We start from the raw sequence: 15,031 nt of genomic DNA, 5'->3' as shown, positions 1-15,031 counted from the left end.
ACGCGCCCTCTCATCGTTTCTTCTGGTTGATCTTTTCGTATGCCCTCGACTGCTCCGAACGGGACCCGCCGGACCGCGTGATCCCAGGTGGTGACGGGGCGTTCAGGGGGCGGGCTCCCTGACTGGCGCGCCGGTTGTCGCGCCGCTTCACTCCCCCAGCACGCGGCGCACGTAGTCGTTGGTGAACCGGCGGTCCGGGTCCAGCCGGTCCCGCACCGCGGTGAACTCGCCGAACCGGGGATAGGCGTCGGCCAGGTACGCGGCGTCCCTGCCGTGCACCTTCCCCCAGTGAGGGCGCCCCTGGTGCGCCGTCATGACACGTTCGACCGCGGCGAAGTAGGCCCGGTGATCGGTGCCCCGGTACATGTGGACGGCGAGGTAGGCGGTGTCCCGTCCCGAGGCGGTGGACAGGCACAGGTCGTCGGCCGGGGCGACGCGCACCTCGACCGGGAAGCTGATCCGCCAGTCGGAGCGGTCCACCAAGCGCCGCAGCTCGCGCAGCGCGGGCACGGCGGCGGCCCGCGGCACCGCGTACTCCATCTCGACGAAGCGGACCCGGCGGGGGCTCGTGAACACCTTGTAGGAGGTGTCGGTGTAGCTGCGCGCGCCCAGGGCCCGACAGGAGAGTCGGGCCACGGCCGGGATCGTCGCCGGCACGGTCCTGCCGAGCGCGCAGGCCGCCCGGAAGACACCGTTGGACAGCAGTTCGTCATCCACCCAGCCGCGAAAGCGGGGGAGGGGCGCCGCCGGTCCCGGGCTGCGGTTGTTGCGCTTGGTGATGCAGCCACGGGTGTGCGGGAACCAGTAGAACTCGAAGTGTTCGTTCTCGGCGACGAACTGGTCGAACTCCGCGATCACCCGGTCGAACCGCATGGGCTCCTCTTGTGCGGTGAGGAGGAACGCCGGCTCCACCGCGAAGGTCAGCGCGCTGACGACCCCCAGCGCCCCCAGGCCGAGTCGGGCCGAGTCGAACAGCTCCGGCCGCTCCCGGGCGGAGGTGGTGACCACGGTGCCGTCGGCCAGGACCAGCTCCACCGCCCGGACCTGGGCGGCGAGTGAGCCGGAGGCCCTGCCGGTGCCGTGGGTGCCGGTGCTGACCGCTCCGGCCACGGTCTGCTCCATGATGTCGCCCATGTTGGTCAGGGCGAGTCCCTCGGCGGTCAGCACCCGGTTCAGCTCGCGCAACGGCAGCCCCGCCTCGACGGTGACCGTTCCGGCCACCCGGTCGATCTCCCGCACGGCGGTGAGCCCCTGGGGCTGGACCAGCAGCCCGTCGGTGGCCGCCGCCGCGGAGAACGAGTGCCCGGTCCCCACCGCCTTGATCCGCAGACCGTCCTCGGCGGCCCTCCGCACCTGCCGTGCCAGCTCTTCCACGGTGGCCGGGCGGACGGTGCGGGTGGGGTGGGCCCGGACGTTACCCGCCCAGTTGCTCCAGACCCCGGGGCTCGTCCGCCGCGGCCAGGTGCCCGTCCTCGTCATGTGCTCCTCCTGTGCCCGGGGCGGTGCTGCGTTCGGCCTCGGGGGCCGGGGGCGACGGTGCGTTCCGGTCCTGACCCGGTGCTCCGGCGTCCGGCGGGACGGACTTCTGGCCCGTCTCCCCGGACGACACCTCAACGTCCCGCAGCCGGCGCAGCCCCAGGCTCGCCACCAGCACCGCCAGCGCCCCGGCGCAGGCCGAGACCAGGAAGGCCGTCTGCGCCCCGGAACGGTCCACGACCCATCCGGAGACCGCGGCCCCGGCCGCCACGCCGGCGGCGAGTCCGGTGCTGACCCAGGTCATTCCCTCGGTGAGCTGTGCCCGCGGGACCATGCGCTCGACCAGTGCCATCGTGGTGACGATGGTCGGGGCGATGGCCAACCCCGCGACGAAGACCGCGACACCCAGGGCGGGGAGACTGCCGACGAACTGCAACGGGAGCATGCTCGCGGCCATGGCGACCACGCCGATCAGGAAGCGGCGCTGGGCCCGCCCCCTCGGCCCCATCAGGCCGAAGACGATGCCGGCGACACACGAGCCGAGGGCGTACGCCGCCAGGACCAGGCTGGCCGCCCCCTTGTGGCCCTGCTCGTCGGCGAACGCCACGGTGATCACGTCCACGCTGCCGAAGATCGCCCCGGCCGCGGCGAACGTCCCCACCAGGACCTGAAGCCCGGGGGAGCGCAGTGCCGAGCCCCTGCCCGCGCGCACCTTGGGGTGCGGCGGCGGTTCGGTGGACCGCTGGGCCGTGATCGCGAAGACCCCGACGGTCAGCAGAGTGATCGCCAGCACCGGACCGGCGGCGGGGAACAGGACGGTGCACAGGCCGATGGAGATGATGGGCCCGATGATGAAGCAGACCTCGTCCAGCACCGACTCGAACGAGTAGGCGGTGTGGAGCTTCGGCGTCCCCCCGTACAGGTGGGCCCAGCGGGCCCGCACCATCGACCCCATGCTGGGCGTGCACCCGGCGAGGGCGGTGCACAGGAACCAGGTCCAGGTGGGTGCCCCCAGGCTGGCGCACACCGCGAGACCCGTCACTGCCAGGACGGTCACCAGAAGTGCGGGCCGCAGCACCCGGCGTTGGCCGAACTGGTCGACCAGACGGGATATCTGGGGGCCGAGCACCGCCAGGGACAGCGCGTGGGTGGCCGACAGCGCGCCCGCGATCCCGTACTCGCCGGTGAGTTGGGAGATCATCGTCACGATGCCGATGCCGAGCATGGAGATCGGCATCTTGGCGACGAAACCGGCACCGGAGAAGGCCCTGGCGCCGGGCGCGGCGAAGATCGCTCGATACGGGGCGAGCACGGGCACTCCACGGTTCAGAACGCACCGGTCTTGATGGCGCACCGGGACCAGGCCATTGGGTAAGGCGTGTTTGTATCGTTGACAGGTTACACACCTCGGTGCGGGCTGTCTGGTGATATTTCGAGTCGACGAGGAAGGCATGACGCGCCGTTGGCGCCGCCCGTCCCGGGGCGGGAGCGGCCCCCGGACCCCGAGGTGGCAGGATCGTGACATGCCCGATCTGCGCACCGTGGCGGACACCGCCCCCTACGACGCCCTGCTGCTGCTCTCCTTCGGCGGACCGGAGGGTCCGCAGGACGTCATCCCGTTCCTGGAGAACGTGACCCGCGGCCGTGGCATCCCTCGGGAGCGGCTCGCCGAGGTGGGGGAGCACTACTACCGGTTCGGTGGGGTGAGCCCGATCAACGAGCAGTGCCGCGAGCTGTTGACCGCCCTGCGTGCGGACTTCCTGGACCACGGTCTCGAGCTGCCCGTCTACTGGGGCAACCGGAACTGGCGCCCCTACCTCGTGGACACCCTGCGGGAGATGGTCGGCGACGGCGTCCGCCGGGTGCTGACCCTCACCACCAGCGCCTACGCCTCCTACTCGGGGTGCCGTCAGTACCGGGAGAACCTGGCCGACGCCCTGGCGATGCTGGCCGCCGAGGGGCATCCGGAGCTGACCGTGGACAAGCTGCGGCACTACTTCAACCACCCCGGGTTCGTCGAGCCGATGATCGACTCGACCCTGGCCGCGCTCGGCGAACTGCCCGAGGAACTGCGGGACCGGGCCCACCTGGTGTTCACTACGCACTCCATCCCGACCGCCGCGGCCGGGACGTCGGGCCCGACCGACGAGCACGGCGACCCCGGCGTCTACGTCACCGAGCACCGGGACGTGGCCGACCTGGTCGCGCGGGGCGTGGCCGAGGCGACCGGGGTCGCCGGCCGGCCGTGGGAGCTCGTCTACCAGAGCCGCAGCGGCGCCGCGCACGTCCCCTGGTTGGAACCGGATGTCTGCGACCACCTGGAGGCCCTCGGCGAGGCGGGAGCCGTGGCGGCGGTCATGGTCCCCATCGGCTTCGTCTCCGACCACATGGAGGTCAGGTACGACCTGGACACCGAGGCCACGGCCAAGGCCGCGGACCTGGACCTCCCGGTCACCCGGGCCCGCACCGTCGGAGCCCACCCCGGGTTCGTCGCCGCCGTGCGACAGCTCGTCCTGGAACGGGCCGCCGCCGAACGCGGGGAGCAGCCGAGCCGCCCGGCCCTGGGCGCCCTCGGGCCCAGCCACGACATCTGCCCCCTGGGCTGCTGTCCCAACCCCCGCGCCCGCCGGCCGGCAGCCGCCGGCCTGGACTGACCGGGCGCGGGAACACCGCACCACCACAACGCACCACAGACAGGGATATCCCGTGACCCAAGCCCCCGTGACCGAACTGCTGGAGATCGCGCAGGAGGCCGCCCGCAGGGCTGGTGAGCTGCTGCGCACCGGACGGCCCGACGACCTCGCCGTGGCGGCCACCAAGAGCAGCCCCATCGACGTGGTCACCGAGATGGACGTGGCGGCCGAGAAGCTGATCACCGACTTCATTTCCGAACGGAGGCCGACGGACGGTTTCCTCGGCGAGGAGGGCGGCACCACCGTCGGGAGCAGCGGCGTCCGCTGGGTGATCGACCCGCTGGACGGCACCGTCAACTACCTCTACGGCCTGCCGTCATGGGGCGTGAGCATCGCTGCCGAGGTGGACGGGCGCGCCGTGGTCGGTGTGGTCGCCGCCCCGATGCGCGGCGAGCTCTACCACGCCGCGGAGGGTCAGGGGGCCTTCCGGGACGGCGAGCGGGTCCACTGCAGGGACACGCCCCCGTTCGAGCAGGCGCTGATCGCGACCGGGTTCGGGTACGTCGCCGAGCGCCGCGCCCACCAGGCCGAGGTGGTGCGGGCCCTGCTGCCCCAGGTGCGTGACATCCGCCGGGCCGGGGCCGCGGCCATCGACCTGTGCGACGTCGGCTGCGGGCGACTCGACGGCTACTACGAGCGGGGCCTGAAGCGCTGGGACTACGCCGCCGGGGTGCTGTTCGCCCGGGAGTCCGGCGCGCTGGTCGGCGGCCGTCCCGGACAGGTCCCCTCGGAGGAGCTGACCGTGGTCGCCGTCCCGGGCATCTTCGACCCGCTCCAGCGGCTCGTGGACGAGCTGGGCGCCTGGCACGACTAGGGCCTGTCTGATAAGTAGCGCCGTCCGCCCGGAGGGCGGGGGTCGCGGCGTCTGGTGCGTGCGATCGCAAGGCGGAGGGTCGTCCTCGTACTGGGCGTACATGGACGATCCCGACAACGCAGCGAGCGTGCGTGCCAGGCGTCACGACCCAGGCGGGATTTATCAGACAGGCCCTAGGGGCCGGGAGGGTGCCGGTGCGGAACGGGGGAGAACCCGGGCGGGTTCTCCCCCGTCGCCGTCGGAACGGCCGGTCCCCGAGCCCTGTCCCGCCCGGTGCGCGGACGGGCTCAGGGCTCAGCAGAAGCCGTTGAGGAGGTACCAGTCGCCGTTGGTCCGCACGCCGCTCGCCAGGCGGCCGTTGCCCAGGCCCTGGTAGGTGAGCAGCCATCCGGGGTTGCCCGGGTACCCGTCGATGACGTAGTTCTCGTTGGTGACGGTGTGCAGGTCGGGACGTCCGTCGCCGGAGGAGTCGCCGACCGCGATGAAGTTGGCCATGGCGTTCCAGCCGCCCGAGCCGATGAGCGTGCGGGACCCGAGCCTGCCGGTGGAGGTGCCCGGGTAGAGCCACAGCTTGCCGGTGGCCGCCTCGCGCGCGTACAGGTCGGGGCGGCGGTCGCCGTTGGTGTCGCCCATGCCCACGAGCGCGTTCATGGCGTTCCAGCCGCCCGAGCCGATGAGCGTGCGCGGCCCCAGCTTGCCGGTGGAGGTGCCCGGGTACAGGTAGAGCTTGCCCGTGGCCTTCTCGACGGCGACCAGGTCGGAGCGGCCGTCGCCGGTCAGGTCGCCGAGGGCGGTGATGTGGCGCATGCTGTTCCAGCCGCCCGAGCCGATCAGTTGGCGGGAGCCGAGGGAGCCGGTGCCGGTGCCGGGGTAGAGCCACAGCTTGCCGGTGGCCGCCTCGCGGGCGATGAGGTCCTCGCGGCCGTCGCGGCTGAAGTCGCCGTGCCGGGTGAGGGCGCTCATGCTGTTCCAGCCGCCGGCGCCGATGAGCCGGCCGGTGCCGTTGCCCGGGGTGAACCACAGCCGTCCCGCCTTGTCGCGGACGATGACGTCGGCCATGCGGTCGGCGTTCATGTCCCCGAAGCCGGAGGCCGTGGGGGAGGGATCGGAGAACCAGTACGGGTAGGCGGGTGAGCCGCACTCGCGCTTGGTGCGGACGAACTTGATCGAGCTGATCGACGGCCGGGTGTAGGAGGTGTACGCGCCCGCTTCGTCGGGGGAGTGGGCATGGTAGCCGCCCGACACGTCGTAGTTCCTGGCGTCGTAGAGGCAGGAGATCAGGTTGGTGTGGTTGACGTACGAGTAGAACGTGTTGTCCAGGCTTCCCAGGTCCGCGACGTCCTTGTTCGTCTTGAACATCTGCCCGGTGGCGCTCTCGCCGGTCCAGCCGCACCAGTAGCCGGCCGGGCAGTCGTAGACGTCCGCGGCTGCCGTGGTGGCGTTCACGGCGGCGGTGCCGGTGCCGGCGAGCACGAGGCCGGCGAGTGTTGCCACGCCTCGGACGAAACGGTTCCTCATGGACGGCATCCCCCCGTTGCTGTGCGTCAGTGTGTGAGCCGCCGGTGCCGGCCGGGCTCGCCCGGCCCCCGGGACGCGCGCGATCAGCCAGTTCCCCCGCGGGGGCCCGGCGGTGGTCGCGGGCCAAGTCTGCCCTGTCCGGGCGGCACCCCGCACCCGCGGGCCCACGCACCGCCTCACACCGACTGGAGGAGCGTCAGGTGCCCTGCGGTACGCACACCCCGTGCTCGGCGGCGAGCCGGTGGAGGTCCTCGAGCTCGGCCTGCTCGACTTCCGCGAGGAAGTCGTCGCCTGACCGGAGCGCGTCGCGCAGGGCGATCTCGGTGCTGCGTATGCGGTGCAGGATGCCTGCGGTGAACGCGTCCATGGTGGCGCCCCCTGTTCACGGTCGGTGACACGTGTCCACGTGTTCGGCGTCTTGATCGGATGGGGGTTGGAACCCCGGAACCCGGACGGTAGCCGGGTGTGTGCTCACGGTTGTTCCCTGCGCGGTGCGCTCGGTCCTCCGGCGCCGCTGGTCGCGGGTTGCCAGGGCTCTTCCCCACGCATCCCGGAGGCAAAACCTCATCCCACGAGGAAAAAGGTCACACTCCGTGGGCCCCGCGGTGCCGCGCCGGGCTGGGGACTCCGGTCCGGGCTGGCCGTGGCGGTGCCCGGGTGAGCAGCGGATCGTTCCCGCAACGGCTTACCTCCGCCTTACGGTGGGGGGAGGCACGATGGAGTCACCGTCGGCTCCGCTCGGCCTCTGGCGCGAGGGTCACCGGGGTCGGCTGCGCCGGGCCTTTGGGCCGCCGCGGCCAGGAGCCGAGCCGACGGTCCAGGCACCGCCGGCGACCGGCGACTGCCCTGGCCGGCCAGGCCGACCGGGCCGAACGAAAAGCGTCGAACGAACAGGAAGGACAGCCCGTTGCGGGTTCTCGTCGTCGAGGACGAGCAGTTGCTCGCCGATGCGGTGGCCACCGGTCTGCGCCGGGAGGCCATGGCCGTGGACGTGGTCTACGACGGCCAGGCCGCCCTCGAGCGGATCGGTGTCAACGACTACGACGTCGTCGTCCTCGACCGTGACCTGCCGTTGGTCCACGGTGACGAGGTGTGCCGAGAGCTGGTGCGGCTGGGACTGCCCACCAGGGTGCTGATGCTCACCGCCTCGGGGGACATCAGCGACCGGGTGGAGGGGCTCGAGCTGGGCGCCGACGACTACCTGCCCAAGCCCTTCGCGTTCGCCGAGCTGGTGGCCCGGGTCCGGGCGCTCGGCCGGCGCAGCACCGCGCCGCTGCCCCCGGTGCTGGAGCGGGCCGGCATCCGGCTGGACCCCAGCCGGCGCGAGGTGCGGCGCGACGGGCGGGTGGTGCAGCTCGCGCCGAAGGAGTTCGCGGTGCTGGAGGTGCTGATGCGCGGTGAGGGCGCCGTGGTCTCCGCCGAGCAGTTGCTGGAGAAGGCGTGGGACGAGCACACGGACCCGTTCACCAACGTCGTGCGGGTCACCGTGATGACGCTGCGCCGCAAGCTCGGCGAGCCTGCCGTGATCATGACCGTCCCCGGCTCGGGCTACCGGATCTGAGGGCCGTGACCACCTTCCCCCCGCCCAGGCCCAGCGCACCGCCGTCCAACGCGGTGCGGAGGAGCGCGGTCCCCCGGCCGGTGCCGCCCAAGCCCGCCTGGGACCCGCCGCCGCCGCCCCGCATCCCCTGGCTGCGGCCGACCATCCGGTTCCGGCTCACCGTCCTGTACGGCGGGATGTTCCTGATGGCCGGCATCCTGCTGGTGGCGCTGATCTACTGGCTGGTGGCCAGGAGCGTGGACGTCAGCAGCCCGCTGCCGTTCCGCTTCGAGGGCACGGTCACGTTCACCAGCGAGGTGTGCCAGAAGTACGCCGACGGGGGCACCGTGGAGCAGAGCGACCTGCAACGCTGCACGGCCGAGTACATGGCGCTGCAGCGGGAGGAGGCGCTCGACGCGCTGCTGCGCAGGTCGCTCCTCGCGCTGCTGGGGCTGACCGTGGCCGCCTTCGCCTTCGGGTACGGGATGGCCGGGCGGGTGCTGCACCCGCTGGGCCGGATCACCCGGATGGCGCGCAGCGTCGCGGGCGCGGAACTGCACCGCAGGATCGAGCTCGACGGCCCGGACGACGAGCTGAAGGAGCTCGCGGACACCTTCGACGACATGCTGGACCGGCTTGACCGTTCGTTCGACTCCCAGCGCAGGTTCGTCGCCAACGCCTCCCATGAGCTGCGGACCCCGCTGGCGATCAACCGCACCCTGCTGGAGGTGCAGCTCGCCGACCCGCAGGCGTCGCCGGACGTCCAGCAGCTCGGCAAGACCCTGCTGGCCACCAACGAACGCAGCGAACAGCTCGTGGAGGGCCTGCTGCTGCTGGCGCGGAGTGAGAACGAGCTCACCGACCGCAAGCCGGTGGACCTGGCCGAGGTGGCCGTCCAGGCGCTGGAACAGGCCAGGAGCGAGGCCGAGAACCGCGGCGTGGAGCTCCGCAGCAGCCTGGAGACCGCCGTGGTGCAGGGCAACGGGGTGCTGCTGGAACGGATCGCACTGAACCTGGTGCAGAACGCGGTCCGCTACAACGTGGCCGAAAACGGATGGGTGAGCATCAGCAGCGGCAAGAGCGGAGGTCAGGCCGTGCTCGAAGTGTCGAACACCGGACCGATGGTGCCGGGGTACGAGGTGGACAGCCTGTTCGAGCCGTTCCGCAGGCTGCGCACTGACCGCACCGGGAGCGACAAGGGAGTCGGCCTCGGCCTGTCCATCGTGCGGTCCGTGGTCAGGGCGCACGGCGGCACCATCGCGGCGGTGCCACGCCCCGGCGGTGGCCTCGACATGCGCGTGGTCATCCCGTGCTGACCGGTACGGACCCGGGGGGCCGGGGCGGGCACGGGCCGGCCGTGACCGAAGCAGCGCGGGTGTTTCCGACCGGGCGGAATGGGCGGTTCTCCCACCCCCTTTTCGTGCCCGGCCGGGTGCGGCTTTCGGGTTCGGTGGGGGTCCACGGTCGCTCCATGCCGGCGGCTTCCCTTATCGGGCGCAATCGGACTTCTTCCCCTTGATCGAATCGATGTGAGCGATCACACATGAGTTTCCGGTCATTCTTTTTCGTCGCCTGGAGTGGTCGAGCATGTGCGGTCGGTGGGCGCGGGTGAGGCGTCGGCGTCGGCTTCCGGCCGAGCGGCTGATCACTCAGTGTGTTCGCTCACCAGGTGTCGAGACGGGGTGCGGGGTGGAGTAGGCTGCCCCGGCCGCGGCGTTGAAACCCTCTACTGGAGGGGTTTGGCGTGCCGGTCGGGCGTGCTGTCAAGACCGTGGAGCCCGGGAGTTTTCGATGGGCATGATCACGGGAAGTACACGATGAAGCGCCCCGACGGTGCGTTGGCTTCACCGCCCACGGTGCCCCTGACCCCCACCACTGATCACCTCTTCGGGGGTGCGGTTGGGTGTCGATTGAGTAACAGGACTTGAGTTAGGGCAAAATCTCCGCTTCGGGTCGGGCACAAGTCCGGCCTCTCACGCGTTACGTGCGCTGGAGATACCGCAAACACCCGGAGGGGGAGAGGCGACATGGCAACGGATTACGACACCCCACGCAAGACCGATGACGACCTCAACGAGGACAGCATCGAGGAACTGAAGGCCCGGCGGGCCGACAAGTCCACCTCGACGGTTGACGTGGACGAGTTCGAGCAGGCGGAGAACCTCGAGCTCCCCGGCGCGGACCTGTCCAACGAGGAGTTGTCGGTTCGCGTGCTGCCCCGGCAGGCCGACGAGTTCACCTGCATGAGCTGCTTCCTGGTGCACCACAGGAGCCAGCTCGCGAAGGAGAAGAACGGCCAGCCGATCTGCCGCGACTGCGCGGCCTGAGCAGGGCAGCCGTGGTGGACGAGGACCGCGTCGACCAGCAGCGGACGACGGGGGACGGCGCGGCCGTCCTGCCCGCCGGCGCCGCCGTGCCCCGACAGGGTGCGTCCCCCACGGACCAGCAAGCCGACGTCAACAGCGAGCGAGGACGGCGCACGGCCTCGCTCGCGGTCCGGCGCGTCGGCAGGGCCGGGCTCAGCAGGATCAGGGCCGGCCGGAACAGGACCGGGCAGGCCGGGGCCGACGGCGGTGCCGTGCTGGACGGTCCGGCCGAGCACGACTGGGCCGTCCTCGCCGGGGGCGGTGTCCCGGCGGCACCGGAGACCAGCACCGGCCGGAAGGTCAGCCTGGCCGCGCTCACCGAGCGGCTGCTCCAGGCCGCGCCCCGCATCCCGGTCCGTGACCTGGCCACACTCCGCGAACGGTTCCCCGGCCTCGACGCCGAGCAGCTCGCCGACCGGCTGGTCACCGCGGCGGCCCGGGGCACGGCGACCGTCGGAGCCGGGGTCGGCGCGGCGGCGTCCCTGCCCGTGCCCCCCGCCATGACGGTGGAGCTGGCCACCGAGACCCTGGGTGTTGCCGCGGTGGAGATCAGGCTCATCGCCGAGCTCCACGAGGTCTACGGGCTCCGCCCGCCCGGAACCACCACCCAACGCGCCTACGCCTACGTCGGCGCCTGGGCGAACCGCAGGGGCGTGGACGTGCTCAAGCAGGGCAGCATCGCCGCGGCCCTCAGCGCCCAGCTCAAACGGGAACTGCGGCAGCGACTGTTCAAACGCACCCTGCGGAACCTGCCCACCCTGGCGCCGTTCCTGATCGGAGCGGCCATCGGCGGTGTGGTGAACCGCCGCGACACCCGGCGGCTCGCCGCCGAGATCCGTGCGGACCTGCGCTCCCGTGCCGTTCCCTGGGACCAGCTCGCCCCGGCCAACTCCCCCTGGCCGGGTCGGGAAGAACTCCCCGGGTAACTGCCGTCCCCGTCCCCGTCCCCCGGGCAGCGGTGCCCCGCGCCCGGGGGACGGGGACGGGCAGCTCCTCGGGCGTGCGGTGGGCCTCAGGCGTCAGGAGCCTTGCCCAGCGCGGCCACCAGGCGCTCCGGGTGCCGGGTGGACAGGTAGAGGTATGGCGTGGGGTCCTCGGGATCGACGATCTCCACCCGGACCGCCGTCGGGATGTACGCCCGCAGCAGCATGAAGGCACGTGGATCGGCCCGGTGCGACCGCCACGCGGTGGCCTCCTGCGGGTCCAGCGCCTGGGCCTCGCCCAGCGCGTACGCCGGGACCCGTGCCGGACCGGCGACCAGCGACCCCTGCACCACGCGGATGCGCGCCGAGCCGTAGGCGCTCACCGCGACGGCTGCCGCGACCACCCCGCCGACCAGCCCCAGCAGCGCCGGAACCGTCCCCAGCGGCAGGACGACCAGACCGAGACAGGCCCCGGTCACCAAGGCGATCACCCACCAGGACCGGGACACGGTGAGGCGTTCCTCGTAGGACTGCATGACCACAGCTTGGCATGCCGCGCACGGTGGGGTCGCACCGCCCGTCCGCCCCCGGACACGCCCGGGCGGCCGTCCAGGCCGCACACGGGGCGGCGGACCGTCGGCGCACCACGCCCCACGGAACCCGGGACCGAGCACGGCCCGGGACGCCGGCGCTCACTGGCCCCGCAGCAGCCCCAGCGCCCTGGACACCCGGGCCGGTGGGGTGCGCAACCCCACCGCCACGGACTTGGCCCAGTCCGACGCCGCCGTGGGCGCCAGCGCGTCCAGCGCGGCCTGCCCCCGCGCGACGCCGCCCACCAGGTAACGCGGCTGGGGACGGCGGGCCCGCAGCGCCCGCAGGACCGTCCTGGCGACCGGCCGCGGCCCCGGCAGGTCGCCCGCGTTCCGCAGCAGCTCGCGCGCGCCCTCGTACTGGTCCCGGTAGGCCGACTGCTGCCGCTGCGGCAGCAGGGCCATGCCGCGTTCCCAGATCCCCGTGCCGAACGCCCCCGGCTCGATGAGCGTGACCCTCACGCCGAACGGCGCGGCCTCCATCCGCAGCGCGTCCGTCACCGCGGCCAGCCCCTGCTTGCTCGCGCAGTACCAACCCAACAGCGGGATCGACATCCGTCCGGACACCGAGGAGATGTTCACGATCCGCCCGCCGCGCCGCTGCCTCATCTGCGGCAGCACCAGGCGGGCGATCCGCGCCGGCGCCACCAGGTTGATCTCGAGCTGCCGCCGCACCCGCTCGTCGTCCACGTCCTCAACCGCCCCCGGCTGGGCCACGCCGGCGTTGTTCACCACGGCCCAGGGCCCGCCGTTGGTCATCTGGGCGACCTCGGTGAACGCGCACACCGTGGAGGTGGCGTCGGAGACGTCCAGCAGCACCGTCCGCACCGCGGTGCCGGTCCGTTCGGCCTCCTCCCGCAGCGCTGCCGCCTTCTCCGCCGTCCTGACCGTGCCGATCACGTCGAACCCGGCGTGGGCCAGCTCCAGCGCGACGGCCAGACCGATGCCGCTGTTGGCACCCGTGACGACGACGGACTTGGTCATGGGGCGACTCCGGGGACGGACGGGTGGGCGATCGGCCTGAAGGGGGCAACGGACACCGGGCCGGAAAAGATCCTGCCTTCGGCAAGTGCGCTACCGACGGTAGTGTCAGCAGGCGTGAGTGGACCAACTGCATCCGACGCGCCCGCCGGGGCGGCGCTGACCCCTCCCCCCGAGGCCGAGGAACCGGTTCGGCACCCCGACGCACCGGCCCCCGGCACGTTGCTCGGCTCCCACTACGACCAGTGCTTCGGCTGCGGCCCCCGGCACCCGCACGGGCTGCACCTGGTGAGCAGGGCCAGTGACGGCGTCGCCGTCACCGCGGAGCTCCGGCTGCAGGGCGACCACCAGGGCGCCCCGGGCCTGGCCCACGGTGGGGTCCTGGCCAGCGCGCTGGACGAGGTCCTCGGGGCGGTGAACTGGATGCTCCGGGCGGTGGCCGTGACCCGCCGGCTGGAGACCGACTACCTGCTCCCGGTGCCGGTGGACGCGGTGCTGCACCTGTCGGCACGCTGCACCGCCGTGCACCGGCGGAAGATCTACTCCACCGCCGAGGCAAGGATCGGGAGCCCGCAGGGCCCGCTCGCGGTACGCGCGGACGCGCTGTACGTCGAGGTCCCCATGGCGCACTTCACCACGCACGGCCGGGCCGAGGACGTGGAGGCCGTGCTCCGCGACCGGCCCGGGATCGCCGCTGACCGGGCTTTCGAGGTGAACCCCTGATGCGGCCGGGTGCCTCGCCCGTGGACGTGCTGGTCCGGCGGCTCGACCCGGAGCTGCCGCTGCCCGAGTACGCCCACCCCGGGGACGCCGGGGTGGACCTGCGCACCGCGGAGGACGCCGAGCTGGACCCCGGGGAGCGCGCGGTGCTGCGCACCGGGATCGCCATCGCGTTGCCGGCCGGCTACGCCGCGTTCGTGCACCCCAGGTCGGGACTCGCCGCCAGGTGCGGGGTCTCCATGGTGAACGCACCGGGAACGATCGACGCCGGGTACCGTGGAGAGATCAAGGTGATCGTGGTCAATCTGGACCCGCGCGAGCGGGTCGTCTTCCGCCGGGGGGACCGCGTCGCCCAGATGGTCGTCCAGCGGGTCGAGCTGGTGCGTTTCCACGAGGTGGCGCGGCTGCCGGGCTCGGCCAGGGCCGAGGACGGCCTCGGCTCCACCGGCGGCCACGCCGATCTGACCGCCGACGCCGCGGTTGGCGGCCGGACCGGCGGGAATGGATACTCTTCGGTCGTCGTAGACCGGGAAGGACAGTGACGTGTTCCGTCGTCGCCGCAGTAAGAGCACAGAGGCTCCTGAGCAGTCCGAGAGCTCGCTGGACCGGGATCAGTCGGCGGACGACGCCGAGGAGGAGGCGCCGGAGGACGAGCCGCGCCGGGTGAACCTCCCCGCAGCGCCGCGCCCCGAAGGGCCCTGGGACATCTCCGAGGTCAGTGAGCCGGGCAAGGGCCGGGTCAACCTCGGAGGCCTCTACGTGCCCGGGGTGGAGGGCATGGAGCTGAGGGTGGAGGTGGCCGGTGACGCCATCGTCGCGGCCACCGTGGTGCTCCAGAACAGCGCCATCCAGCTCCAGGCGTTCGCCGCTCCGCGTTCCGAGGGCATCTGGGGAGAGGTCCGGGACGAGATCGCCTCCGGCATCACCCAGCAGGGCGGGGTCGTCGACGAGGTCGAGGGGCCCCTGGGCTGGGAGCTGCGGGCCCGGGTGCCGGTGCAGCTCCCGGACGGCACCAACGGCGTGCAACTGGTGCGCTTCGTGGGTGTGGACGGCCCCCGCTGGTTCCTGCGCGGGGTCATCTCCGGCCAGGGCGCGGTGCAACCCGAGTCCGCCGGGCTGCTGGAGCAGATCCTGCGGGACACCGTGGTGGTCCGTGGCGAGGCGCCGATGGCCCCGCGCGACCCCATCGTGCTCAAGCTCCCCGAGGACGCCCAGATGGTGCCGGAGGCCACCCAGCAGGGAGAGGACGGGGAGGGCCGCTTCTCCGCGCAGAACCTCGACCCGTTCCGGCGGGGCCCGGAGATCACTGAGGTCCACTAGGGCCTGTCTGATAAGTAGCGCCGTCCGCCCGGAGGGCGGGGGTCGCGGCGTCTGGTGCGTGCGATCGCAAGGCGGAGGGTCGTCCTCGTA

The 15,031-nt window shown here is 72.4% G+C and carries 15 protein-coding genes; 9 read left to right on the top strand and 6 right to left on the bottom strand.

The genetic code is table 11. From position 1 onward, the window contains the following. Positions 1–147: 147 nt before the first annotated feature. Together A3IG_RS0106835 and A3IG_RS0106830 are read right to left on the bottom strand one after the other, a co-directional pair. The gene (locus tag A3IG_RS0106835) at positions 148–1,479 is read right to left on the bottom strand and encodes a D-arabinono-1,4-lactone oxidase (RefSeq protein WP_018382802.1); all 1,332 of its coding nucleotides are present in this window, start codon (positions 1,477–1,479) and stop codon (positions 148–150) included. Beyond that, positions 1,415–2,788: an MFS transporter gene (locus A3IG_RS0106830; RefSeq protein ID WP_018382801.1), complete on the bottom strand. Its 1,374-nt coding sequence runs from the start codon at positions 2,786–2,788 to the stop codon at positions 1,415–1,417. Before A3IG_RS0106830 ends, A3IG_RS0106835 begins: the two co-directional genes overlap by 65 nt. Positions 2,789–2,999: 211 nt before the next feature. On the opposite strand from A3IG_RS0106830, the gene A3IG_RS0106825 reads away from it, so the two are divergent. Together A3IG_RS0106825 and A3IG_RS0106820 are read left to right on the top strand one after the other, a co-directional pair. Then, positions 3,000–4,130, top strand: a complete 1,131-nt coding sequence (locus A3IG_RS0106825) for a ferrochelatase (protein ID WP_018382800.1) — start codon at positions 3,000–3,002, stop codon at positions 4,128–4,130. Between the two features lie 52 nt (positions 4,131–4,182). Beyond that, positions 4,183–4,983, top strand: a complete 801-nt coding sequence (locus A3IG_RS0106820; RefSeq protein WP_018382799.1) for an inositol monophosphatase family protein — start codon at positions 4,183–4,185, stop codon at positions 4,981–4,983. 294 nt (positions 4,984–5,277) lie between these two features. On the opposite strand, the gene A3IG_RS0106815 is transcribed toward A3IG_RS0106820, so the two are convergent. Then, positions 5,278–6,501, bottom strand: coding sequence for an FG-GAP-like repeat-containing protein (locus tag A3IG_RS0106815; RefSeq protein WP_026219973.1), 1,224 nt, complete (start codon positions 6,499–6,501; stop codon positions 5,278–5,280). Between the two features lie 196 nt (positions 6,502–6,697). Then, the gene (locus A3IG_RS34505; RefSeq protein ID WP_018382797.1) at positions 6,698–6,868 is read right to left on the bottom strand and encodes a hypothetical protein; all 171 of its coding nucleotides are present in this window, start codon (positions 6,866–6,868) and stop codon (positions 6,698–6,700) included. Positions 6,869–7,408: 540 nt separating this feature from the next. Between A3IG_RS34505 and A3IG_RS0106805 the strand changes: the two genes are divergently transcribed. The 4 genes from A3IG_RS0106805 to A3IG_RS28795 all read left to right on the top strand — a co-directional run bounded on the left by A3IG_RS0106805 (position 7,409) and on the right by A3IG_RS28795 (position 11,333). Continuing rightward, positions 7,409–8,062, top strand: a complete 654-nt coding sequence (locus A3IG_RS0106805; RefSeq protein WP_018382796.1) for a response regulator transcription factor — start codon at positions 7,409–7,411, stop codon at positions 8,060–8,062. A gap of 5 nt (positions 8,063–8,067) precedes the next feature. Further along, positions 8,068–9,357: a sensor histidine kinase gene (locus tag A3IG_RS0106800; RefSeq protein WP_407701013.1), complete on the top strand. Its 1,290-nt coding sequence runs from the start codon at positions 8,068–8,070 to the stop codon at positions 9,355–9,357. Between the two features lie 711 nt (positions 9,358–10,068). After that, positions 10,069–10,368 (top strand): DUF4193 domain-containing protein, encoded by a 300-nt coding sequence (locus A3IG_RS0106795; protein WP_018382794.1) that lies wholly within the window; start codon positions 10,069–10,071, stop codon positions 10,366–10,368. 11 nt (positions 10,369–10,379) lie between these two features. Continuing rightward, positions 10,380–11,333: a hypothetical protein gene (locus A3IG_RS28795; protein WP_051087408.1), complete on the top strand. Its 954-nt coding sequence runs from the start codon at positions 10,380–10,382 to the stop codon at positions 11,331–11,333. 86 nt (positions 11,334–11,419) lie between these two features. On the opposite strand, the gene A3IG_RS0106785 is transcribed toward A3IG_RS28795, so the two are convergent. Further along, on the bottom strand, positions 11,420–11,866 hold the full coding sequence (locus A3IG_RS0106785) for a DUF3093 domain-containing protein (protein WP_026219971.1): 447 nt from the start codon (positions 11,864–11,866) through the stop codon (positions 11,420–11,422). A gap of 156 nt (positions 11,867–12,022) precedes the next feature. Further along, a complete protein-coding gene (locus A3IG_RS0106780) occupies positions 12,023–12,904 on the bottom strand; it encodes an SDR family oxidoreductase (protein ID WP_018382792.1) in 882 nt (293 codons plus the stop codon). A gap of 114 nt (positions 12,905–13,018) precedes the next feature. On the opposite strand from A3IG_RS0106780, the gene A3IG_RS0106775 reads away from it, so the two are divergent. From A3IG_RS0106775 to A3IG_RS0106765, 3 genes are read left to right on the top strand one after another with little or no spacing between them, the layout of a single operon-like run. After that, positions 13,019–13,624 (top strand): PaaI family thioesterase, encoded by a 606-nt coding sequence (locus A3IG_RS0106775; RefSeq protein WP_051087407.1) that lies wholly within the window; start codon positions 13,019–13,021, stop codon positions 13,622–13,624. Beyond that, positions 13,624–14,163, top strand: coding sequence for a dUTP diphosphatase (gene dut, locus A3IG_RS0106770; protein ID WP_018382790.1), 540 nt, complete (start codon positions 13,624–13,626; stop codon positions 14,161–14,163). The genes A3IG_RS0106775 and dut overlap by 1 nt, the downstream gene beginning before the upstream one ends. Positions 14,164–14,221: 58 nt before the next feature. Continuing rightward, positions 14,222–14,941 carry a DUF3710 domain-containing protein gene (locus A3IG_RS0106765; RefSeq protein WP_407701015.1) on the top strand — a complete coding sequence of 240 codons (720 nt, stop codon included), beginning with the start codon at positions 14,222–14,224 and terminating at the stop codon, positions 14,939–14,941. Positions 14,942–15,031 lie beyond the last annotated feature (90 nt).

Origin of the sequence: Wenjunlia vitaminophila DSM 41686, assembly GCF_000380165.1 — a bacterium.
GTDB lineage: Bacteria > Actinomycetota > Actinomycetes > Streptomycetales > Streptomycetaceae > Wenjunlia > Wenjunlia vitaminophila.
Note: the sequence above shows the minus strand (reverse complement) of the source record. Positions and strands in the feature narration are given on the sequence as shown.

What these genes read in the sequence shown, in the direction of transcription:
- A3IG_RS0106825 (WP_018382800.1), top strand. Translation starts at nt 3,000, where the DNA reads ATGCCCGATCTGCGCACCGTGGCGGACACCGCCCCCTACGACGCCCTG.
- A3IG_RS34505 (WP_018382797.1), bottom strand. Translation starts at nt 6,868, where the DNA reads ATGGACGCGTTCACCGCAGGCATCCTGCACCGCATACGCAGCACCGAG.
- dut (WP_018382790.1), top strand. Translation starts at nt 13,624, where the DNA reads ATGCGGCCGGGTGCCTCGCCCGTGGACGTGCTGGTCCGGCGGCTCGAC.
- A3IG_RS0106795 (WP_018382794.1), top strand. Translation starts at nt 10,069, where the DNA reads ATGGCAACGGATTACGACACCCCACGCAAGACCGATGACGACCTCAAC.
- A3IG_RS0106780 (WP_018382792.1), bottom strand. Translation starts at nt 12,904, where the DNA reads ATGACCAAGTCCGTCGTCGTCACGGGTGCCAACAGCGGCATCGGTCTG.
- A3IG_RS0106785 (WP_026219971.1), bottom strand. Translation starts at nt 11,866, where the DNA reads ATGCAGTCCTACGAGGAACGCCTCACCGTGTCCCGGTCCTGGTGGGTG.
- A3IG_RS0106835 (WP_018382802.1), bottom strand. Translation starts at nt 1,479, where the DNA reads ATGACGAGGACGGGCACCTGGCCGCGGCGGACGAGCCCCGGGGTCTGG.
- A3IG_RS0106815 (WP_026219973.1), bottom strand. Translation starts at nt 6,501, where the DNA reads ATGAGGAACCGTTTCGTCCGAGGCGTGGCAACACTCGCCGGCCTCGTG.